This window comes from Actinomycetospora sp. ABD4_176 (assembly GCF_056311855.1).
This window is the reverse complement of the sequence record NZ_CM149974.1, coordinates 5,184,407-5,205,892: the sequence shown is the minus strand read 5'-3', so window position 1 is coordinate 5,205,892 and position 21,486 is coordinate 5,184,407. Positions and strand designations below refer to the sequence as shown.

At 75.8% G+C, this 21,486-nt stretch carries 21 protein-coding genes and 1 tRNA gene; 6 read left to right on the top strand and 16 right to left on the bottom strand.

The features are described from left to right. Positions 1–116: 116 nt before the first annotated feature. Positions 117–746 (top strand): PAQR family membrane homeostasis protein TrhA, encoded by a 630-nt coding sequence (trhA, locus tag ACYX4T_RS25170; RefSeq protein WP_476015369.1) that lies wholly within the window; start codon positions 117–119, stop codon positions 744–746. A gap of 72 nt (positions 747–818) precedes the next feature. On the opposite strand, the gene ACYX4T_RS25165 is transcribed toward trhA, so the two are convergent. The 4 genes from ACYX4T_RS25165 to mca all read right to left on the bottom strand — a co-directional run bounded on the left by ACYX4T_RS25165 (position 819) and on the right by mca (position 4,995). Then, positions 819–1,499 (bottom strand): hypothetical protein, encoded by a 681-nt coding sequence (locus ACYX4T_RS25165; protein ID WP_476015368.1) that lies wholly within the window; start codon positions 1,497–1,499, stop codon positions 819–821. A 172-nt stretch (positions 1,500–1,671) separates the two neighbouring features. After that, positions 1,672–3,717: a thioredoxin domain-containing protein gene (locus ACYX4T_RS25160; protein WP_476011948.1), complete on the bottom strand. Its 2,046-nt coding sequence runs from the start codon at positions 3,715–3,717 to the stop codon at positions 1,672–1,674. Positions 3,718–3,745: 28 nt separating this feature from the next. Continuing rightward, entirely contained in the window at positions 3,746–4,087 is a 342-nt protein-coding gene (locus ACYX4T_RS25155; protein WP_476011947.1) for a hypothetical protein, read from the bottom strand. Next, entirely contained in the window at positions 4,084–4,995 is a 912-nt protein-coding gene (gene mca / locus ACYX4T_RS25150) for a mycothiol conjugate amidase Mca (RefSeq protein ID WP_476011946.1), read from the bottom strand. Before mca ends, ACYX4T_RS25155 begins: the two co-directional genes overlap by 4 nt. A gap of 446 nt (positions 4,996–5,441) precedes the next feature. Here mca and greA point away from each other — a divergent pair, with 446 nt between their 5' ends. Next, positions 5,442–5,936 carry a transcription elongation factor GreA gene (gene greA / locus ACYX4T_RS25145; protein WP_476011945.1) on the top strand — a complete coding sequence of 165 codons (495 nt, stop codon included), beginning with the start codon at positions 5,442–5,444 and terminating at the stop codon, positions 5,934–5,936. 16 nt (positions 5,937–5,952) lie between these two features. Here the strand turns inward: greA and ilvA are convergent, their stop codons facing one another. After that, positions 5,953–7,152 (bottom strand): threonine ammonia-lyase, encoded by a 1,200-nt coding sequence (gene ilvA, locus ACYX4T_RS25140; RefSeq protein ID WP_476011944.1) that lies wholly within the window; start codon positions 7,150–7,152, stop codon positions 5,953–5,955. 237 nt (positions 7,153–7,389) lie between these two features. Between ilvA and ACYX4T_RS25135 the strand changes: the two genes are divergently transcribed. Continuing rightward, positions 7,390–7,635 (top strand): hypothetical protein, encoded by a 246-nt coding sequence (locus ACYX4T_RS25135; RefSeq protein ID WP_476011943.1) that lies wholly within the window; start codon positions 7,390–7,392, stop codon positions 7,633–7,635. A gap of 31 nt (positions 7,636–7,666) precedes the next feature. Then, the gene (locus ACYX4T_RS25130; RefSeq protein ID WP_476011942.1) at positions 7,667–8,095 is read left to right on the top strand and encodes a PPOX class F420-dependent oxidoreductase; all 429 of its coding nucleotides are present in this window, start codon (positions 7,667–7,669) and stop codon (positions 8,093–8,095) included. Between the two features lie 9 nt (positions 8,096–8,104). On the opposite strand, the gene ACYX4T_RS25125 is transcribed toward ACYX4T_RS25130, so the two are convergent. Both ACYX4T_RS25125 and ACYX4T_RS25120 read right to left on the bottom strand, forming a co-directional pair. Beyond that, positions 8,105–9,250 (bottom strand): cystathionine gamma-synthase, encoded by a 1,146-nt coding sequence (locus ACYX4T_RS25125; RefSeq protein WP_476011941.1) that lies wholly within the window; start codon positions 9,248–9,250, stop codon positions 8,105–8,107. A gap of 25 nt (positions 9,251–9,275) precedes the next feature. Then, complete coding sequence (locus tag ACYX4T_RS25120) at positions 9,276–10,679, bottom strand: cystathionine beta-synthase (protein ID WP_476011940.1); 1,404 nt, start codon at positions 10,677–10,679, stop codon at positions 9,276–9,278. 145 nt (positions 10,680–10,824) lie between these two features. On the opposite strand from ACYX4T_RS25120, the gene ACYX4T_RS25115 reads away from it, so the two are divergent. Next, complete coding sequence (locus tag ACYX4T_RS25115) at positions 10,825–12,069, top strand: acetyl-CoA C-acetyltransferase (RefSeq protein ID WP_476011939.1); 1,245 nt, start codon at positions 10,825–10,827, stop codon at positions 12,067–12,069. An 88-nt stretch (positions 12,070–12,157) separates the two neighbouring features. Here ACYX4T_RS25115 and ACYX4T_RS25110 read toward each other — a convergent pair whose 3' ends face one another. Continuing rightward, on the bottom strand, positions 12,158–12,976 hold the full coding sequence (locus tag ACYX4T_RS25110) for a Bax inhibitor-1/YccA family protein (protein ID WP_476011938.1): 819 nt from the start codon (positions 12,974–12,976) through the stop codon (positions 12,158–12,160). Positions 12,977–13,277: 301 nt separating this feature from the next. On the opposite strand from ACYX4T_RS25110, the gene ACYX4T_RS25105 reads away from it, so the two are divergent. Then, complete coding sequence (locus ACYX4T_RS25105) at positions 13,278–13,538, top strand: antitoxin (RefSeq protein WP_476011937.1); 261 nt, start codon at positions 13,278–13,280, stop codon at positions 13,536–13,538. Positions 13,539–13,635: 97 nt separating this feature from the next. Here ACYX4T_RS25105 and ACYX4T_RS25100 read toward each other — a convergent pair whose 3' ends face one another. The 8 genes from ACYX4T_RS25100 to ACYX4T_RS25065 all read right to left on the bottom strand — a co-directional run bounded on the left by ACYX4T_RS25100 (position 13,636) and on the right by ACYX4T_RS25065 (position 21,485). Beyond that, a complete protein-coding gene (locus tag ACYX4T_RS25100) occupies positions 13,636–15,888 on the bottom strand; it encodes a SpoIIE family protein phosphatase (RefSeq protein ID WP_476011936.1) in 2,253 nt (750 codons plus the stop codon). A gap of 148 nt (positions 15,889–16,036) precedes the next feature. Further along, positions 16,037–16,921, bottom strand: coding sequence for a PIG-L deacetylase family protein (locus tag ACYX4T_RS25095; protein ID WP_476011935.1), 885 nt, complete (start codon positions 16,919–16,921; stop codon positions 16,037–16,039). A 276-nt stretch (positions 16,922–17,197) separates the two neighbouring features. Beyond that, positions 17,198–17,271 (bottom strand) — tRNA-Leu (locus ACYX4T_RS25090). A 22-nt stretch (positions 17,272–17,293) separates the two neighbouring features. Further along, positions 17,294–18,094, bottom strand: a complete 801-nt coding sequence (locus ACYX4T_RS25085; protein WP_476015367.1) for a uracil-DNA glycosylase — start codon at positions 18,092–18,094, stop codon at positions 17,294–17,296. A 22-nt stretch (positions 18,095–18,116) separates the two neighbouring features. After that, positions 18,117–18,764 (bottom strand): hypothetical protein, encoded by a 648-nt coding sequence (locus ACYX4T_RS25080; RefSeq protein WP_476011934.1) that lies wholly within the window; start codon positions 18,762–18,764, stop codon positions 18,117–18,119. A 63-nt stretch (positions 18,765–18,827) separates the two neighbouring features. Next, complete coding sequence (locus tag ACYX4T_RS25075) at positions 18,828–19,802, bottom strand: Ppx/GppA phosphatase family protein (protein WP_476011933.1); 975 nt, start codon at positions 19,800–19,802, stop codon at positions 18,828–18,830. 415 nt (positions 19,803–20,217) lie between these two features. Further along, positions 20,218–20,688, bottom strand: a complete 471-nt coding sequence (locus ACYX4T_RS25070) for a DUF501 domain-containing protein (protein ID WP_476015366.1) — start codon at positions 20,686–20,688, stop codon at positions 20,218–20,220. Positions 20,689–20,789: 101 nt separating this feature from the next. Next, positions 20,790–21,485, bottom strand: a complete 696-nt coding sequence (locus tag ACYX4T_RS25065) for an FtsB family cell division protein (protein WP_476011932.1) — start codon at positions 21,483–21,485, stop codon at positions 20,790–20,792. Position 21,486: the final 1 nt, after the last annotated feature.

The window sequence follows — 21,486 nt, the reverse complement described above, 5'->3', positions numbered from 1 at the left end:
GGTGACGTGTCCACGAACGTCACCGACAGGCGCGGTCACGGGCCGGGACCACACCTACCCTGGTGACCGTGACCGTCATCGACCCCGCCGCCGAGCCGACGCCGGTCAAACCGCGGATGCGCGGCTGGCTGCACCTGTGGTCCTTCGTCGTCGCCGTGGCGGCCGGGATCGTGCTGGTCTCGCTCGCGGGCGCGACCGTCTCCGCCGAGGCCGCGGCCGCCGTCGCCGTCTACTCGGTGACCGTCTGCGGCGTCTTCGGCGTCAGCGCGCTCTACCACCGGCGGACGTGGGTCACCCCCCGCGGACGCGTGCTGATGAAGCGCCTCGACCACGCGATGATCTTCGTCTTCATCGCCGGCACCTACACGCCGTTCGCCGTACTCGCCCTCCCCGAGCGCACCGGGCTGATCGTGCTCGCGACGGTCTGGGCCGGGGCGCTGGGCGGGGTCGTGCTCAAGGTGGCGTGGCCGCACGCGCCGCGCTGGGTCGGGGTGCCGTTCTACCTGGCGCTCGGGTGGGTCGCGGTGTTCGTCATCCCCGACCTGCTCCACCGCGGGGGCGTCGCGGCCCTCGTGCTGCTGCTGGTCGGCGGGGTGTTCTACAGCCTCGGCGCCGCGTGCTACGCCTGGCGTCGGCCGGTGGGCTGGCCGCGGACCTTCGGGTACCACGAGTTCTTCCACGCCGCGACGGTCGTGGCCGCCGCCTGTCACCACGTCGCCATCTGGCTGGTGCTCTACGCCGGCTGAGGCGTCGGGTCCCGACGCGAGCGAGGGACGCCCCCGCGGCGTCGGGCGCAGCGGGGGCGTCCCTCGGTGACCTCAGGCCTGCGGTGGGATCGGGTCGCCGCCGCCCCCGTCGCCGGGGTCGCGAGCGCCGCCCGTGTCGTCCTGGCCGCTCGGGGCGTCGTCGTCGAGCACCGGCCCCTTGGCCCGCAGCTCGTCGACCGCGCTCATCGCGCCGCGCAGGTCCTCCAGCCACGTGCCGGCGTGCTCGCCGACCAGGGCGACCGCCCAGGCCAGCGCGTCCGAGCGCGAGCGGGCCACGCCGGCGTCGACCAGCGTGTCGAGCACCAGGCGCTCCTGCTGCCGCAGCCGCGTCATCACCGGCACCGACAGCGTCGTGAACAGCTCCTCGACGTCACCGATCCGCGCGCCCCAGGCGACCTTGCGCCCGTAGCGGTGCTCGGCCTGCCGGGCGACCTCGATGCGCTCGTCGCGGGTCTCCTCGCGGAACCGCTCGATGCGCCCACGCGCCGCGGCGCTGCGGGCCGCCTCGTCGGCGCCCTCGTCGAGGGTCGGGGCCGGCAGCTCGCCGACCACGAGGATCTCCTCCCGGTCGACCGTCACCGACGGCGCGCCGACGAACCAGCCGTCCGGCAGCCGCCCGAGCAGCCAGCCGGTGAGGTCGTCGGTGCCGGGCAGGTCCGCCGGCACCCGACCGCTGCCCCGGCGTCCCGGACCACTACGACCCGGCCGACCCCGGTGTCCGCGTCCCACCATCATCGCGCTCTCCCTCCGCGCTCCTGCAACGCTTACAGCATTACACAGCAACGGTGAACGTGGTGTTCGCCGGTGGCGTAGGGCGCCGAGGGCCCGGTCCGCGGGTGATCGACGGGGAGTTCGCGCGCGTAGAAGCAGCGAACCGCCCGTTCGCTGCGGAACCCGGGAACGCTCAGCGGGCGAGCGCCGCCGCGAGGTCGTCGACGGCGGTGCGGGGGCGGTCGCACACGAAGCCCCGGCACACGTACGCGGCGGGCGCACCGTCGACCAGGGGCCGCTCGGCGAGCAGCGGCACGCCCTCGGCGTCGGGCTCGCCGGCGACGACCACCGAGCCGCCGGGGGCGTGACGCCGGGCCGCGTCGGCGAGGCGGACCCGCCCCACGCGGCCGTCGGGGTCGTCGGCCGCGACGACGGCGACCTGCAGCGGCCCGTGCGCCGCGGCCTCGGCGACGGCGAGCCATCCGCCGGCGAACCGCGCGTGCCGGGCGAGCAGGCCCCCGACCTCGGTGACCGCGGCGTCGGCGAGCTCCCGGTAGCGGGTGGACGCCGCGGGCTCCACGAGCAGCGACGCCGTCAGCAGCGCGCCCGCCATCAGCGACGACCCGCACGGCGAGGCGCCGTCGGTGACCTCGCGGGGCCGGGTGACCAGCGACTCCGCGTCGTCGGCGGTGTCCCAGAACCGGCCGGTGAACGCGCCGTCGTCGCCGGTCTCGGCGAAGTGGTCGAGCGTGGTCTCGAGCAGCGCGCGGGCCTCGGTGAGCCAGCGCGCCTCCCCGGTGGCCTGGTGCAGGGCGAGCAGCGCCCCGGCGAGCGCGGCGTGGTCCTCGAGCACCGCGGGGGCGTCGCCGACCACGCCGTCGCGCGAGGTGCGCCGCAACCGGCCGTCGACGACGTGCACGCGTAGCAGCAGCGCCGCGGCGCGCCGGGCGGCGGCGAGCCACTCGCCGCGCCCCAGCGCCGCCGACGCCTCGACGAGCGCGGTGACCGCGAGCCCGTTCCACGCGGCCACGACCTTGTCGTCGCGCTCGGGCTGCGGGCGCCGCCCGCGGGCGGCGAGCAGGGCCTTGCGGACGGCCTGCCAGCGGCCGGGGTCGTCGGGGTCGGCGCGCAGCTGCAGCGTCGAGCGGCCGCCGGAGAACGTGCCCTCCTCGGTGACCCCCAGCAGTGCGGCCGCCCAGGCGCCGTCGTCGGGGCCCAGCACCTCGACGAGCTCGGCGGGGCTCCACACGTAGGTCGTGCCCTCCTCGCCGGCGGCGTCGGCGTCGAGGGCGGAGGCGAAGCCGCCCTCGGGGGTGCGCAGGTCGCGCAGGAGGAACGCGGCGGTCATGTCGGTGACCCGCGCGGTGGCCTCCGACCCGGTCAGCCGGGCGAGGTGGGCGTAGACGCCGAGGAGCTGCGCGTTGTCGTAGAGCATCTTCTCGAAGTGCGGCACGACCCACTCCGGGTCGACCGAGTACCGCGCGAACCCGCCCGCGAGCTGGTCGAACACCCCGCCGCGGGCCATCGCCTCGGCGGTGATCTCGGTCATCGCCAGCGCGTCGGAGCTGCCGGTGCGCTCGTGGTGGCGCAGCAGGAACTCGAGCACCGCCGACGGCGGGAACTTCGGCGCGCCCCCGAACCCGCCGCGGGACTCGTCGAAGTCCTCGGTGAGGGCGGCGACGGCGCCGGCGAGCGTGGCGGGGTCGGACGGGTCGACCCCGGCGGCCGGCAGCGAGCGCGACACCGACGCGAGCCGCCCCGTGATCGCGCGCGCGGCGTCGCGGACCCGCTCGCCCTCCTGGGTCCACGCCCGCACCACGGCCCCGAGCAGCTGCGTGAACGACGGCATCCCGCCGTGCGGACGGGCCGGGTAGTAGGTGCCGCAGTGGAACGGGTCGCCGTCGGGGGTGAGGAAGCAGGTCATCGGCCAGCCGCCCTGGCCGGTCATGGCCTGGGTGGCCTCCATGTAGACCGCGTCGACGTCCGGGCGCTCCTCGCGGTCGACCTTGATCGCCACGAAGTGCTCGTTGACGAACGCCGCGACCTCGTCGTCGGCGAACGACTCGTGCGCCATGACGTGGCACCAGTGGCAGGCCGCGTACCCGACCGACAGCAGGACCGGCACCTCGCGCCGCCGCGCCTCCGCGAACGCCGCCGACGACCACGGCTGCCAGTCGATCGGGTTGTCGGCGTGCTGTCGCAGATAGGGGCTGGTGGAGCCGGCGAGCCGGTTGGCCATGACCGGGAATGGTCGCAGTCGGATCCGGTCAGGGCGAGCCGGTGGGGGGCGACCCGTCCGTCCGTTCCGTCACGCCCTGTCCGTTCCCCCGGGCGGCCGGCGGTCGACCTCCGGCGTCCGGCTTATCGTCCTGGTCCGGACGGTCGGACGGCCCCGCCTCCTCCGGCGGGTCGAACGACGCGGGGACGTTGCGCAGCCGCTTGGTCATCGAGCGGATGAGCAGCGCGGTCGCCAGCCCGAGCAGCAGGATGACGACGAGCGCCATCGGCGAGGACTTGCCGAACTCCTCGCCGCGCTCACTGCCCGGCGGCACTCCGGGCGGGGGCGCCGCCACCGGCAGCAGCGTCCACCAGACGCCCAGGCGTGTCATGCGCCGACCCGCTCCCGGATGCCCGCGAACAGGTCGCCGTCCTCGGCCGACTCGGTCTCCGCGACGTCACCGACGAGCGAGCGCGCGAGCTCGTACTCCTCGGTGGGCCAGACCCGCTGCTGCATCTCCATCGGCATCGCGAACCAGCGCCCGTTGGGGTCGATCTGGGTGGCGTGGGCCTTCAGGGCGTCGTCGCGCACCGGGAAGTACTCGGCGCACCGCACCCGGGTGGTGACCCGCGCGCCCGGGTCGGGACGCGAGTCGTCCCAGCGCTCCAGCCACTCCGCCCACGGCGACTCCATGCCCGCCTCCAGCAACGCCTCGTGGTAGGCCAGGATGCGCGCCTTCGAGAAGCCGTGCGAGTAGTAGAGCTTCAGCGGCTGCCACGGCTCGCCCGCCTGCGGGAAGCGGTCCGGGTCGCCGCACGCCTCCCACGCCGCGATCGACACCTCGTGGCAGCGGATGTGGTCGGGGTGGGGGTAGCCGCCGGTCTCGTCGTAGGTGACGACGACGTGCGGGCGGAACTCGCGCATGACCCGCACCAGCGCCTCGGTGGGCACCTCCAGCGGCTCGAGCGCGAAGCAGCCCGGGGGCAGCGGGGGCTTTGGGTCGCCCTCGGGCAGCCCCGAGTCGACGAAGCCGAGCCAGCGGTGCGCCACCCCCAGGATCTCGGCCGCCCTCGCCATCTCGGCGTACCGGGTGCCCGGCATGTCGGCGCGGACCTCGGGGGTGTCCATCGCGGGGTTGAGGATGCTGCCGGCCTCGCCGCCGGTGCACGTCACGACCATGACCTCGATGCCGTCCGCGACGTAGCGCGCGCACGTGGCGGCGCCCTTGCTGGACTCGTCGTCGGGGTGGGCGTGCACCGTCATCAGCCGCAGCGGCTGGTCGGAGTGGAGTGCGCTCATCGTCTGTCCGGAGCCGTCCTCGTGCGTCGTCCTGTTGCCAACGGGTTCACCGATCGCTTCACCGCGGGGTACTCGCTGACGTCAACGCCCCCGCTCTGCTCCATCATCCCGGGCACCCCCGACAGTCCCCGGCGCGGGCCGCGCAGGACCCGGGGCGGGACCCGGGCGGGACCGTCGCCGAGGGACCTGTCGCACGGAAAAGTGCAGGTGGTCAAGGCCCTTCACGCGTAGCCGATCCCGTCGGCGGCACCCTCGAGCGGGTTCCACACGGGCCGCGGCGTGTTACCGTGGATCGACACGGCCCGCATGCCGCGGGCCGTGTTTTTCCGTCTGTGGCCCCCGGGCCGCCGGCACCGCACCACCCGGTGCGGTGTCAACGGGCCCGCGAGGAGAGCAGGCCACCGACCCGCGCAGCGCGGGACCGGACCTCCGAGGAGTTGATCGACGTGACCGAGACGCAGACGCAGGTGACCTGGCTGACCCAGGACGCGCACGACCGGCTGAAGGCCGAGCTCGACGACCTCGTCGCCCAGCGTCCCGTCATCGCGCAGAAGATCAACGCCGCGCGCGAGGAGGGCGACCTCAAGGAGAACGGCGGCTACCACGCCGCGCGCGAGGAGCAGGGCGTCATGGAGGCACGCATCCGCCACCTCCAGGAGCTGCTGCACACCGCCAAGGTCGGCGAGACGCCCACCGAGAGCGGCGTCGCCGTGCCGGGCACCGTGCTCACGGTCCGCTTCGAGGGCGACGACGACACCGAGACCTTCCTGCTCGGCTCCCGCGAGGAGGGCTCGTCGGGGACCATCGAGGTGTACTCGCCGAACTCCCCGCTCGGCTCCGCCCTCATGGGCGCGAGGGCCGGCGACACCGTGAGCTACGACCTGCCCGACGGCGGGTCGATGGAGGTCACGCTGGTCTCGGCCGAGCCCTACTCGCCCTGACGGCCCGCCCCGCCCGCTACTCGGCCGCCACCTCGTAGCCCGCCGCCGCGAGGTCGGCCAGGATCGCCGCCCGGTGGTCGTGGCCCCGCGCCTCGAGCGTGAGGGCCACGTCCACGGTGCCCGGCGTCGTACCCGCGTCGGACAGGCGCCGGTGCTCGACGTCCACGACGTTGCCGCCCGCCTGCCCGACGAGCCGCAGCACGTCGGCGAGGTAGCCCGGGCGGTCGGTCAACCGCACCCGCAGCGCCGCGTAGCGACCGGCGGCGACGAGGCCGCGGCGCACGATGTCCTCGAGCAGCATCGGGTCGACGTTGCCGCCCGAGACGACGGCGACGACGGGCCCGGGCCAGCGTGACGGGTGCTCCGCGACGGCCGCGACCGCCGCGGCCCCGGCGGGCTCGACGAGGAGCTTGTCGCGCTCGAGGCAGCGCAGGACGCCGCGCGCCAGCGCCTCCTCGGACACGCTGACGATCTCGTCGACCAGCGCCCGCACGTGCGCGAACGTCACCTCGCCGGGCCGCGAGACCGCGATGCCGTCGGCGATGGTGGCGCCCGCGACCCCCGTCGGCGCCCCGGCGGCGAGCGACGGCGGCCAGGCCGCGAGCGCCGCCGCCTGCGCCCCGACCACCCGCACGCCCGCCGGGACGCACGCCGCGGCGATCCCGGAGAGCAGGCCACCCCCGCCGGTGCAGACGACGATCGTCGCGACGTCCGGGACCTGCTCGAGGATCTCCAGACCGACGGTGCCCTGGCCCGCGACGATGTCGGGGTGGTCGAAGGGGTGGATGAGCACCGCCCCGGTCCGCGCCGCGAACGCCTCGGCGCCGGCGAAGGTGTCGTCGAGCGAGTCCACGAGCTCGACGTCCGCCCCGTACTCGCGCGTGGCCTCGATCTTCGGCAGCGGCGCCCCCGCCGGCATGAACACCGTCGCCCGCGCACCGAGCAGCGCCGCGGCGAGCGCCACGCCCTGCGCGTGGTTGCCGGCACTGGCGGCGACGACGCCCGCCGCCCGCTCGGCGGCGTCCAGGCGCTGGATGCGCCGGTACGCGCCCCGGATCTTGAAGCTGCCGGTGCGCTGCAGGTTCTCGCACTTGAGGAGCACCGGGCCCCGGCTGAGCCCCTCCAGGGCCCGCGACGGGGTCACCGGCGTCTCGCGCACCACCCCGGACAGGGCCGCCCGGGCGGCCTCGACGTCGGCGGGACGGACGAGCTCCACCCCCCGATCCTGGCAGCCCGCCGATCCGGCTCTCTCAGGCCCCTTTCAGGACGAGCGGTCAGCGAGCGGCGGGCGGCGCCGGCGTCGCCCATAGCACACCGGGTGTGTGACCGGTCGTCGCGCCCGCCCCGACGCCGGTCGCCCGATCGTGCGCGACGGGTCAGCACCCCCCGCGCATCGGTAGCCTCGTGGTGTCGGCGTGAGGCGCCGGCCTCGAGCGACCGGGGGGTGGGCACCGTGGGCACGGTCCCGACGTCCGACGCGCGCATCACCCGCCTCGCCCGGACACTGCCGCTGCTGCTCGCCGCGCTGCTCGCTCTCGGGGCCGTCGGCACGGTCCGGACCGCGGGGTGCGACGACCCCGCGCGCTACGTCAGCACCCCCGACGGCATCTCCCTCGAGGGCGGCTGCCTCTCCCCCGGGAAGATCGACCCGCTGGTCGGCGACCCGAGCGACGGCGACCCCGCCGCCCGCCGCGGCTGACGGGCCCCGAGCGGGGGCCATCATCGAGGCCATGACCGCGTCCCCGTTCGACCCCCGCGCCCTGCTCGCCGAGAGCCGCCTCGGCGTCCTCGCCACCATCAAGGCGAGCGGGCTGCCCCAGCTCTCGCCCGTCATGCCGTTCTACTACCCGCAGGCCGGCACGCTGTCGGTGTCGATGACCGAGGGCCGGGCGAAGACCGCGAACCTCCGCCGCGACCCCCGCGCGGCGCTCGAGGTCACCTCCCCCGACGGCCGGGCCTGGGCGACCGCCGAGGGCCCGGTGACGCTCACGGGCCCGGGCGACGACCCGCGGTCCCCCGAGGTCGAGGCGCTCGCCACGTACTACCGCACCGCCGCGGGCGAGCACCACGACTGGGAGGACTACCGGGCCACGATGGTCGCCGACCGCCGCGTGCTCATGGTGATGACCGTGCAGCGGGTCTACGGCGACCGGATCTAGGAGAGCGAGTCAGCCCAGGGAGTCCAGGGCCTGGTGCAGGTCGTCGACGAGGTCGTCGGCGTCCTCCAGCCCGACCGAGAGGCGCACGAGGTCGGCCGGCACCTCGAGCAGCGAGCCGGCCGCCGACGCGTGCGTCATGGCGCCGGGGTGCTCGACGAGCGACTCCACCCCGCCCAGCGACTCCGCGAGGGTGAAGACGCGGGTGGCGGCGCACAGGTCCCGCGCGGCCTGCTCGCCCCCGGCGACGCGCACCGAGACCATGCCGCCGAAGCGGCGCATCTGCTTGGCGGCGACCTCGTGGCCCGGGTGGTCGGCGCGGCCCGGGTAGAGCACGGTCGTGATCTTCGGGTGGGCGGCGAGGACGTCGGCGACCCGCTCGGCGTTGTCGCTGTGGCGCTCCATGCGCACCGCCAGCGTCTTGATCCCGCGCTGGGTGAGGAAGCAGTCGAACGGCGAGGGCACCGCGCCCATCCCGTTCTGCATCCGGCCCAGCGTCCCGTGCAGCTCGTCGTCGTCGGTGACGAGCGCGCCGCCGACGACGTCGGAGTGCCCGCCCAGGTACTTCGTCGTCGAGTGCACGACGACGTGCGCGCCGAGCGCGAGGGGCGTCTGCAGGTACGGCGAGGCGAAGGTGTTGTCGACGACGAGCAGGAGGTCGTGCTCCCGGCCCAGCGTGCCGAGCCCCGCGATGTCGGCGATGCCGAGCAGCGGGTTGGTCGGCGTCTCGCACCACAGGACCTTGGTGTTCGGCCGGATCGCGGCCCGCACCGCGTCGAGGTCGGCCGTGTCGACCGCGGTGTACTCCACGCCCCAGTCGCAGTAGACCGTGGAGATCAGCCGGTAGGTGCCGCCGTAGGCGTCGAGCGGGATGAGCACGTGGTCGCCCGGGCGCAGGACGCCGCGCAGCAGCGCGTCCTCGGCGGCCATGCCCGACGCGAACGCGCGGGCGTGCCGGCCGCCCTCGAGGGAGGCGAGCGTCGTCTCCAGGGAGGTCCGGGAGGGGTTGCCGGTGCGCGCGTACTCGTAGCCCGACCGCAGCCCGCCGACGCCGTCCTGGGCGAACGTCGACGAGGCGTGGATCGGCACCACGACCGCGCCCGTCGTCGGGTCGGGCTCCTGGCCGTCGTGCAGGGCGCGGGTGGAGAAACCGTTCACCCCGACCAGGGTAGGCCGCTCGTCGCTACGCCGGTCCACCGACGTCGTAGCGGCTGCCGGTGGCGAGGAAGGCGAGGATGTCGGCGCGGGTGACGATGCCCGCGGGCCGGCCGTCGACCACCACCAGCGCCCCGTCGCCGCCGCGCAGCGCCTCCACCGCCTTGGAGATGGGTTCGTTGCTGCCGAGGCTCGGCAGGGGCGTGGACAGGTGGCGTTCGACGGGGTCGGTCAGCGAGGCCTGCTCGTTGAACACCTTGTCGAGCAGGTCCCGGACCGTCACCGCGCCGCGGACCTCGGCGGCCATGACCGGCGGCTCCGCGCGGACGATCGGCATCTGCGAGACCCCGAACTCGCGCATGATCGACACGGCGTCGGCGACGGTCTCGCTGGGGTGGCCGTGCACGAGGTCGGGGATCGAGCCGTCCTTGCGACGGAGCACGTCGCCGACCGTCCACTCGCCGGTGTCGGGCGCGAGGAAGCCGTACGAGGCCATCCACTGGTCGTTGAACACCGTCGACAGGTAGCCCCGGCCGCCGTCGGGCAGGAGCACGACGACGACGTCGTCCGGCCCGGCGCGCTCCGCGACCTCCGCGGCCGCGCACACCGCCATCCCGCACGAGCCGCCGACGAGCAGCGCCTCCTCGCGCGCCAGCCGTCGGGTCATGAGGAAGGAGTCGCGGTCGGCCACGGCGATGATCTCGTCGGGGACGCCGCGGTCGTACGTGCTCGGCCAGAAGTCCTCGCCGACGCCCTCGACGAGGTAGGGGCGCCCGTCGCCGCCGGAGTACACCGACCCGACCGGGTCGGCGCCGACGATGCGCACCGCCCCGTCCGAGACGTCCTTGAGGTACTGCCCGGTGCCCGTGATGGTGCCGCCGGTGCCGACGCCGGCGACGAAGTGGGTGATGCGGCCCTCGGTCTGCTCCCAAATCTCGGGCCCGGTCGACGCGACGTGCGAGGCGGGGTTCGCGGGGTTGGCGTACTGGTTGGGCTTCCAGGCGCCCTCGACCTCGCGGGCCAGCCGGTCGGACACCGAGTAGTACGACTCCGGGCTCTCCGGCTCGACGGCCGCGGGGCAGACGACCACCTCGGCGCCGTAGGCGCGCAGCGCGTCCTGCTTGGCGACGCTGACCTTGTCCGGGCAGACGAAGATGCAGTGGTAGCCGCGCTGCTGGGCGATGATCGCCAGCCCGATCCCGGTGTTGCCCGAGGTCGGCTCGACGATGGTCCCGCCCGGCTTCAGCTCGCCGGACGCCTCCGCGGCGTCGATCATCCTCTCGGCGATGCGGTCCTTCACGCTGCCGCCGGGGTTGAGGTACTCGACCTTCGCGAGCACCAGCGGCGCGTCCGAGCCCGTCGGCACCACGTGGTTGAGTCGGACCAGCGGCGTGTTCCCGATGAGCTCGGCGACGTGCTCGACGTAGCGCATGACCCCATCCTCCGACGTCGGCGTTCCCCCACGCTCGCCGGCCCCACGGTCGTGCCCGGGATCACGTGGCGCCGACCCGCGTGTCAGCGGAGTGGCTCTGCTGACGATGAGTGTCCGCAACGCCACTCCGTCGTAGTCTCGCGGCATGGTCGACCCTGGCCGCGAGGCCGTCATCGTGTCCGCCGTCCGCTCGCCCATCGGCCGCGCCCGCAAGGGCTCGCTGGCCGCGATGCGCCCGGACGACCTCACCGCGCAGGTCGTGACGGCCGCGCTCGACGCCGTGCCCGCCCTCGACCCGACCGAGGTCGAGGACCTCCTGCTCGGCTGTGGCCTGCCCGGCGGCGAGCAGGGGCACAACCTCGCCCGGATCGTCGCCGTCGAGCTCGGGCTGGACCGGCTGCCCGGCGCCACGATCACGCGCTACTGCTCGTCGTCGCTGCAGACCGCGCGCATGGCCGCGCACGCCATCCGCGCCGGCGAGGGCGACGTGTTCCTCGCCGCCGGCGTCGAGACCGTGTCGCGGTTCGAGAAGGGCAACTCCGACTCGCTGCCCGACACCCACAACCCGCTGTTCGCCGACGCCGAGCGCCGCACCGCCGAGGTCGCCGCCGCGGGCGCGTCGGAGTGGCACGACCCGCGCGCCGACGGCCTGCTCCCCGACCCGTACATCGCCATGGGGCAGACGGCCGAGAACGTCGCGCTCGCCGAGGGCGTGAGCCGCGAGGAGATGGACCGCTTCGCGCTGCGCAGCCAGCAGAACGCCGCGCGGGCCCAGGAGTCGGGCTTCTGGGCCCGCGAGATCACCCCGGTGCGCCTGCCCGACGGCTCGGTGATGGAGCGCGACGACAGCCCCCGGCCGAGCACGACGTACGAGGCGCTCGCCGACCTCAAGCCCGTCTTCCGCCCCGACGGGCGCATCACCGCCGGCAACGCCTGCCCGCTCAACGACGGCGCCGCGGCGCTCGTGGTCATGTCGGCCGAGCGCGCCGAGGCGCTCGGGGTCCCGCCCCTCGCGCGGATCGTGTCCACCGCCGTCAGCGCCCTCTCCCCCGAGATCATGGGCCTCGGGCCGATCGAGGCGTCGGCCCGCGCCCTGGCCCGCGCCGGGCTCGGGATCCGCGACGTCGACCTCGTCGAGATCAACGAGGCGTTCGCCGCCCAGGTCATCCCCTCGGCGCGCGGGCTCGGGATGAGTGACGAGGACATGGAGGCCAAGCTGAACGTGCACGGCGGCTCCATCGCCGTCGGCCACCCGTTCGGCATGACCGGCGCCCGCATCGCCACGACGCTGCTCAACGGCCTGCGCGAGCGCGACGCCACCCTGGGCCTCGAGACCATGTGCGTCGGAGGCGGCCAGGGCATGGCGATGGTGCTCGAGCGCCTGAGCTGAGCGGGCGCTCGCGGGGCCGGCCCGCGACGCACGACGGCCCCTCCCGCACGGGGCGGGAGGGGCCGTCGCTCGGGTGCGAGTGGCTAGCTCACTCGCGGAAGTAGCTCAGCAGGCGCAGGATCTCGATGTAGAGCCAGACCAGCGTGGTCATGAAGCCGAAGGCGAGGTACCACGCGAAGCGCGCGGGGACGCCGGCCTTGACCGCCTGGTCGGCCTGGTCGAAGTCGAGCATCAGCATGAAGGCGCCGATGGCGATGCAGACCAGGCTGAAGATGATCGCCAGGGCGCCGCCGTCACGCAGGCCCATGCCGCCGGGGACGAAGAAGCCCGCGACGAGGTTGGCCAGCATCAGCACGACCACGCCGATCGCGGCGCCGATGACCATCTTGGTCAGGCGCGGCGTGACGCGGATGGCGCCGGTCTTGTAGACGACGAGCATGCCGATGAAGATGCCGAGCGTGCCCAGGATGGCCTGGACGCCGATGCCGGCGAAGCTGGAGCCGCCCGTGGTGGCCATGCTCTGGAAGAGCGCCGTGATCGCGCCGAGCGCCATGCCCATCGACGCCGAGTAGCCGAGGACCAGGAACTTGTTGGTGCTCTGCTTGAAGATGATGACCAGCGCCAGGACGAGGCCGACGACGAAGCCGACCAGGCCGAGCGCGTAGAAACCGCTCAACGCGGTGAGCACACCGACCGTGAGCGTGAGCACGACGTTGATGGCCGTCTTCTGGACCACGTCGTCGATGGTCAGGGGGCGGTCATCGGCCGCCGACGTGGGCTGCGGGCTGCCGCCCCCGCCGAACATGCCTCCGGCACCGGCCATGCCGGCCGGGGCGTCGCCGAACCGCGCGTACCCACCCGGTGAGGTGGGCAGGTTGCGGAACGCCGGGTTGCTGCTGGTGCGCACCTCTCGTCCTCCTCCTACGCGGAGCCGGCACCGATGGCGGGATGTCATCAGCCGGGTCGACCGCGGACTGTTCGTCCACCCGGTGCAACGACGTGCGGGGTGGATCGGTTCCCGCCTCGGTAAAAAGAACTTTACCGGACCCGTGGTGAACGCAGCGTGTCCGCTTCGCCCCGGGATGGGGTCCGCCAGGAAGTCTATCCCCCCTGATGGCGGCACCCGCCCGGGTCGGAGGTGTCACCCCGGGCCGGGACGGGGAACGCTGGGACCGCAGACCTCGCAAGCAGCGACGAGGAGGATGTCGATGGTCGACTTCGGCAAGATGGTGGACAAGGCCAAGGACTGGGCCGGCAAGAACCCGGACAAGGCCGACTCGTACGTGGACAAGGGCACCGACGCCATCGGGCAGCGCTTCGGCCACGAGCAACAGGTCGACCAGGCCGGCGACCGGGCCAAGCAGTTCCTGCACGGCGACCAGGCGCAGGACCAGCCCCACGAGGGCCAGGCGCCCCCGCCGCACGAGGGCCAGGCGCCCCCGCCGCACGAGGAGCCGCCGCGGCCCTGAGCGGGCTCCGGTCCGGCACGGCCCGGACCCGACACCACGGCCCGGTCCCGCGACGCGGGGCCGGGCCGTCGTCCGTTCGGGAGGTCCGGGAGCGGGCCTACGCCGGCGCGGGCCCGTCCTCGCCGTCGAGGCGGATCGCGAGCAGCACCGCGTCGTCGCGCAGCCCGTCGACGCCGAGCATGCCGAGCAGCCGGTCGCAGAGCTCCTCGACGGGCATGTCGGCCGACTGCGCGGCAAGGGTGTCGGCGATGAGCCGGGTGCGGTCGTCGGGGTCGGCGCCCGGCGCCTCGATGAGGCCGTCGGTGTGCAGGACCAGCAGGTCGCCGTGCCCGCACGCCACCGTGGTCTCCTCGCGCGTGACCGCGCGGGTCGCCCCGATCAGCGGGGACAGGTTGCCGGTGAGCAGCTCGACGGTGCCGTCGGCGCGGCGCAGCAGGGGCGGCGGGTGGCCGGCGTTGGAGTACCGCAGCACCCAGCCGCCCTGCTCGCCGCGCTCGAGGCGCGCGTACACCGCGGTGGCCATCGCCGCCATGCCCAGGCCCTGCACCACGTCGTCGCAGCGGTCGACGACGTCGGCGGGCCCGAGGCCCTCCCACGCGTACGAGCGCAGCACCCCGCGCAGCTCGCCCATCGCCGCGGCCGCCCGCAGGTCGTGGCCGACGACGTCGCCGACGGCGAGGCCGACCGCGCCGTCGGGCAGCGAGAGCATGTCGTACCAGTCGCCGCCGACCTGGGCGCCGTCGGTCGCGGCCAGGTAGCGCGACGCGATGGTCATCCCCGCCATCCGCGGGACGGCGGGCAGCAGGCTGCGCTGCAGCGTCTCCGCGGCACCGTGCTCGCGGGCGTAGAGGCGGGCGTTGTCCACCGCGAGGCCGGCGCGGGCGGCGAGGTCCGCGGCGAGGTAGAGGTCGCGCTGGGAGTAGCGGCGCCCGTAGGGCAGCTCCGTGCCGAGCGTCAGCGCGCCGAGCATCTGCCCGCGGGCGCGCAGCGGCACGACGATCGCCGAGCGGGGCCGCAGCGCCTCGTAGCGGCGCAGCAGGTCCGGCTGGTCGGAGATGCCGGCGGGCCGCACCGGGAGCTCGGGCAGCAGCGACGGCGTGCCCGAGCCGAGCGCCTGGCCGATGGGGTCGCGGCCGTCCTCGGTGGGCGCCACCCAGCGCCCGAGCCCGCGGACCTCGTCGGCCTTCGTCTCGTCGCGGTGGTTGACCGCCGCCCGGCGCACCGAGGAGTTGCCCTCGGCGTCCTCGAGCAGGTCGACGCAGCAGAAGTCGGCCATCGCCGGCACGACGATGCGCGCGAGGGCCTCCGCGACCCCGACGGTGTCGAGGCTCGCCGACATCGCCGAGGTCGACTCGGTGAGCAGGCGCAGCTGCTCGCGGGTCTCCTCCGCGGCGGCGAGCGCGGCGCGGCGCTCGTTCTCGACCATCACGCGCTCGGTGACGTCGGACTGGACGCCGACGAAGTTCACGACGCGGCCCTGGCCGTCGAGCACCGGGGTGATCGACACCTGGTTCCAGAACGCGGTGCCGTCACGGCGGTAGTTGAGGAGCACCTCGGTGATCGGGCGCTCCTCGTCCAGCGCCGTGCGGATGCGCGAGATCGAGGCCGGGTCGGTGTTCGGGCCCTGCAGGAAGCGGCAGTTGCGGCCGAGCACCTCGTCGAGCTCGTAGCCGGTCAACCGCGTGAAGGCCGGGTTGACCCAGACCAGCGGGTTCTGCTCGCGGGCCGGGTCGGAGATCGTGAACGACAGCTCGGTGGCGACGACGGCCCGGTCGCGCACCATCTCGAGGTGACGCTGGGCACCCGCGCCGGAGAGCTGGAGGAACACGACCAGCGCGAGCCGACGCTGGTCCTCGTTCACCACCTCGGAGAGCGGGAAGCCGGTGACCCACAGCAGCCGGCCCTCGGCCTCCTCGCGCTCCTCCTCGGTGGCCTCCGAGCCGCGGCGCGCGGCGTCGGCGACCGCCACCGGCTCGCCGGAGACCGGGATGCCCTGCGCGACGCGCGAGAGCGGCGAGGCCGTGTCACGCATGGGACGGCCCGACAGGTCGGTGAGGCCCGCGGCCTCGCTCCAGGCGTCGACGTCGACGGGCAGCGAGGCGCGGCCGCCTGTCAGCGCGGCGGCCGAGTCGTTGGCGTAGGTGACCAGGCCCTCGCCGAGGTCGATGAGGGCGACGGCGGCGGGCGCGGTGTGCAGCACCTGCGGCAGGTCGGGCTCCCGGACCCCGCTCGGGTCGACGACGGCGTCGCGCACCCGCTGCGCCTCGGTGGCGTAGTCCGGGCCCAGCTCGGCGGGCCCGGGCGCGTCGGTCGCCACGTCGCCGTGGTCGCCGTTCGTCCTGCCCGTCACCTGCCGGAGCCTATCGGCCCCAACCGATCGACGAGTCGGGTGTGACCCCCACGGGGCGCCACCGTGACTGCCGTCGTGACGAGGAGCCTCCGGGGCTCCGACGGAACGGAGCGCGTCGACACGCCCGTTCGGGTGATGGGGGACCTGCTCACACCAGGAAGACCTCGCGGGGACCGGGGGCGGAGCCGTCGGGCAGTTCGCGATCGCGTCCGGGACGGCCACCGAACGCCGCGCTGGCGGCGAGCTTACGGGCCTGCACGGTCTCCGACAGCGCGAGCTGGCGAGCCCGTCGCCACGGCACCTCGGCGGACTCCGGTCCGGCCCAGCTCCACGCCTGGTCGAGCCAGCGGACGAGGCGGACGCGGTAGGCGGCGCAGACGGTCTCGGCGGCGCGGCCGGCGGCCTCGTGGTCGTCGTCGCCGTCCCCGGACCAGGGCGCGAGCACGCACAGCCCGTGCGGGTCGTCGGCGAACCCGACGATCTCGCTCAGCGCGGCGACGACGTCGGCCTCGCACCCCGAGAGCCCGGCGTCGGGCAGCCCGAGGCGGTGCCGGCGGACCTCCACGACCCCCAGCGCCTCGTAGGCGGCGGCGAGCTCGGCCTCCTCGCGGTCGACGGGGTGGTCGACGGGGTGGTCGACGGCCGCGGAACCCTCGTCCTCCGGCTCCTCGGCGCCCTCGAGGCGCGCCAGCACGGAGGCGAGGGTCTCGGGGTCGGCGAGGTCGTCGGGGCGCACCACGAGGTCGGCCGGCGGCCGCTCACGCTCGCGGGGCACGGCGAGCCCCTCGGGCGGCGTGCAGGTGCGGCCCGGGCCGTCGGTGAGCGCGAGGACGTCGACCGAGGCGTGGCGTGCGGCGAGACGGCGCAGCAGGCCCCCGGCCGCGCGGATCTCGTCGCGCGGGTGCGGGGCGACGACCACGAGCCGCCGGCACTCCCGCAGCGTCAGCGGGCGCAGCCCCTCGAGCTCGCGCCACGGCGGACGTGCACCACCCGGCACGGGAATCCGACCCGACAGGTCCCCCGGATCAGCCACGACGCCTCACCTCCCGACGACGAGTGTGGCTGATCTTCTCGCCCGTTCGGAGCAGCTCGGATCGGGTCGGCGTCGAGCGGTCCGTCCGGGGCGCCCGAGCGGTCGGACGTCACGCACCCGGTCGTGGCACCGACCGCTCTCCGCGTGGCCGCTGCGACGGGCGGGTGACCGTGAGCTGTCGTCACGGGGTGGATCGGGTGACGTCGGAGCGGCCGGCCGGGAGACGGCGTGCGCTGGGTGACGTCGGGGTCGTGCGCGGTGCGGTCCCGCCGAGCGTGCCCCCGGTGGGGTTCGAACCCACACTGTGGCGATTTTAAGTCGCCTGCCTCTGCCGATTGGGCTACAGGGGCGGATCTCTCGTCGGTGCCGACCCTAGTCGCCGGCGCGCGTCGGGACGGTCGGATCCAGCCCCGCGGCCCGCGCGGCGTCGGCGAGGACGTTCTCGAGCATCGCGGGGGTGAGGCGTCCGGTGAAGGTGTTCTGCTGGCTGACGTGGTAGCTGCCGAACAGCTCGAGCGGGGCGGCGGGGGTCGGGGCCCGGTCGTCCGCCGGGGGGAGCGTCACGTGCGCGGCGTGACCGAACCTCGGCCGGGGGCGCGGGACCACCCAGCCGGGGTGCCCGCCCGCCGGGTCCGGCGTGGCGAGGACGGGCAGGAGGGCCTGCCACCCGAAGCCGCCGAGCACCACCACGGCGCGCACCGTGCCGCGCAGCAGGGCGAGCTCGCGGGCGAGCCACGGACGGCAGCGGTCCCGCTCGGCGGGCGTCGGCTTGTTCTCCGGCGGGGCGCAGCGCACCGGGGCGGTGATGCGGGTGCCGTAGAGCTCGAGGCCGTCGCCGATCGCGACGGACGTGGGCTGCGAGGCGAGCCCGACGGCGTGCAGGGCGGCGTAGAGGACGTCGCCGCTGCGGTCGCCGGTGAACATGCGGCCCGTGCGGTTGGCGCCGTGCGCGGCCGGGGCGAGACCGACGACGAGCAGCCGCGCGTCGGTGGCGCCGAACCCGGGCACCGGGCGGCCCCAGTAGGTCTCGTCGCGGAAGGCGGCGCGCCGGTTCGCCGCGACCTCCTCCCGCCACGCCACGAGCCGCGGGCACGCGCGGCACCCGGCGACCGCGGCGTCGAGGGTCGGCAGGTCGGGCGCGTCGGCGGGGCCGGGCGGCGGGACGGGCTGCACGGGCTCCGGGGTCTGCGAGGGCTCAGCCGTGCCAGGCACCCCACGCCTCCCGCGCGGCGAGGACCGCGACGACCGCCGACACGGCCGGCGCGGCGAGCGAGGCGGTGACGGGGCCGGCGCTGGCGAGCAGGTCGACGGCCGAGGCGGCCAGCAGCACCACGACGAGGGCGACGACGAGCGGCGCGGGCGCGGCCCGGCGGACGCGCGGGTCGCGGAACGCACCCTCCGCCCGCCCGGCGCGCGCGTCGAGGGCGACGAGCACCGGCAGGGCGACCGCCCCGGCGAGCCCGAGCAGGCCGCCGACCAGGGCCTCCCCCGGGCGCCCGGGGGTCAGGGCGTCGGCGACGGCGTCGACCGCGCTGTAGACCGCGAGCACCACGAACGACACCGTCATCGCCCGCACCGCCCGGGCCTCCCGGCGCGCCGGGTCGCCCGCGAACTGCCAGCGCACGGGCAGCGCCGCGCCCAGCGAGACCGCGAGGTGCGCGACGAGCGAGGCGACGCCGGGCAGCGTGGGCCCGTTGCCGGCGAGCCACGCGGCGACGGCGAGGACGACGGTGTGCACGACCGTCACGGCCACCAGCGCCCGCACCCGCCGGGCGAGGACCAGCGCCGCCAGCGGCAGCACCCCGGGGACGGCGCCGGGCGGGTCGGCCGGGCGCGCGCTCACCACGTCACCACTCCCGTCGTCACCACTCCCGTCGCCACCACTCCCGTCCTCACCACGGCGTCCTCACCACCGCGCGGCCAGCTCCCGCGCGATCCCGTCGAGGATGTCGTGCTCGGACACGACGAGCTCGGTGACGTCGGTGCGCTCGGCGAGCTCCTCGGCGAGCACGCGCATGACGAGCGACCCGCCGCCGATGACGTCCACGCGGCCGGGGTGCATCGGCCCGAGCGCGGCCCGCTGCTCGCGCGGCATCGCCTCGAGGCGCCGCGCGGTGGCGCGCACGTCGTCGAGGCCGAGGCGCGAGAGGTGGATGCGCTCGGCGTCGTAGGTGCGCAGGTCCATGGCGACGGCGGCGAGCGTCGTGGCCGTGCCCGCGACCGCCACCCACGTCTGGACCTCGTCGACCGCGACCTCGGCGAACGCCGGCGCCAGCGTGGCGCGCGTGAACTCCTCGGCCTCGGCGATCTGCTCGGCGGTCGGCGGGTCGTCGTGGAGGAACTTCTCGGCCAGGCGCACGCAGCCGACGTCGGTGGAGCGCGCGGCGGTGACCTGCGCGTGCACCGCGTCCCAGGTGCCGGTGACGAGCTCGGTGGAGCCGCCGCCGACGTCGGCGACGACGAACGGGCCCTCGTCGGGGTCGAGGTCGGCGACCGCGCCCGCGAACGACAGGCGCGCCTCCTCGTCGCCGGTGATGACGTCGGCGTCGACCCCGATGACCTCGCGGACCGCGCCGAAGAACTCCTCGCGGTTCGCGGCGTCGCGCGTGGCGGAGGTGGCGCAGACGCGGACGGTCTCCGGGGAGACGGCGACGCCGTGGCGGCGCAGCATCTCGGCGTAGGCGCCGAGGGCCTCGCGCGTGCGCGCCAGCGACTCCGGCGCGAGCCGGCCGGTGGCGTCCACGCCCTGGCCGAGGCGGTTGATCCGCATCTCGCGGTGGACGTCGCGCAGCCAGGCCGAGCCGTCCTCGCGCACGGTCACGTCGGCCACCAGCAGGCGGATCGAGTTGGTCCCGCAGTCGAGCGCCGCGACCCGTGGCATCTGCTGCTCCCCCTGCTGCGCTCGGCGTCCCCGGCGGACCCGGCTACCCGACGACGCTAGCGAGGACGCCCGCCCCGTGCCGTCCTCGGGGTGCGCGGAGCGCACCGGACACCGGGCGACCCCAGGCGGGTGGGGTCGCCCGGCGACCGGTCCGCGGGCAGGAGCCGTGGGGCAGCCGCGCGCGGCGCCACGGGGCGACTCACCGCCCGTGCGTGCGACGGGCCGTCCGCACCGTCGCGCCGAGCCGGTCGGGGGAACCGGCTCCTGCCCATCCTGGAGCGCCCGGCGGGCGTCGATCAAACCCGCGCGGGGGCCGCCACCGGGCCGGGTCCGATCGGCACCGGTCCGTGGAACGGCGGCCACCGAGCGTGCCGGCCGGTCGCGTGCGACCCGTCGCCCGGTGGGGGTCGGGGTGTCAGCCCGTCGGGTCCCCGCGGTCGGGCCCGCCGGGGTCCACGCACGGCCCCGCGTGCCACCAGTCGCCGAGCCGCGCGAGGGTCTCGTCGCCCACCGGGTTCACGCCCGGCCCGCGGGCGAGGGTGTGCGCGACGTGCACGTGCAGGCACTTGACCCGCTCGGGCATCCCACCGGCGCTCACGTCCGTGCCGAGCGGCTCGATCGCGTCGCGGTCGGCGAGGTAGTCGGCGTGCGCCCGGGCGTACCGGGCGGCGAGGTCGGGGTCGGTGCCCAGGCGCTCGGTCTGCTCGCGCATCAGCCCGTCGGCCTCCAGCGTCCCGAGGCGCGAGGTCAGGCGCGGGCACGTCGCGTAGTACAGCGTCGGGAACGGCGTACCGTCCTCGAGCCGCGGGGCGGTCTCGACGACGTCGGGCAGCCCGCAGGGGCAGCGGTGCGCGACGCGGCGCAGCCCGCGGGGCCGGCGGCCGATCTGCGCGGCGACGGCGGCCCGGTCGGTGTCGGTGGGCGGGTCGGTGGGCGGGTCGGTGGGCGGGTCGGTGGGCCGGTCGGTCGGCGGGTCGGCGGGCCCGCTCACGGTGCGGTACCGAGCGTCGACCGGGCGACGCGCGCGTACCAGGGCAGCTCGGCCTCGGCGGGCGGCAGCCCGGCGCGGGGGTCGGTGTCGCGGGGGTCGCGGGGCGCGGTGGCGTCACCGGGCAGCTGGACCCGGTAGGGCACCTCGCCGGGCCGCGCGTAGCCGAGGCGGTCGCGGGCCAGGGCCTCGATGTGCGCCGGGTCGCGCAGGGCGGCGCGCTCGTCGGTGAGCCGACGCACGTCGCCGGCGAGGCGCTCCTGCTCGGCGGTCACGGCGGCGATCTCGTGGCGCTGGGTGACGTAGTTGCGCAGCGGCACGGCGACGGTCAGCGCGAGGGCACAGACGACGACGGCGAGCACCGCCGCGCGCCGGGCGGTCGACAGGCCCAGCGCGCCCCCGGTGGCCTGCGCGGCGCGCCGGGCGCGGGCGGCCGCCGCGGCCGGGCCCGAGGGCACGCGCAGCGGGTGGCGCCGGCGCACGACGCGCTGCGGGTCGCGCCGCGGCCCCTGGCGGGCGCGCGTGCGCCCGCGCGCCCCACCGGACCGCCCGGCGGACCCGCGGGTGCCCGAGGCCGTCCCCGACCGGCTCCCGCGACGCCCCCGGCCCCGCGCGCCGCCGGGCCGGCCGGCGGCGCCACGGTCGGCGGAGCGGTCCGCGGCACCGTCGTCGGGGGTGCGCTCGGGGCCGGCCATG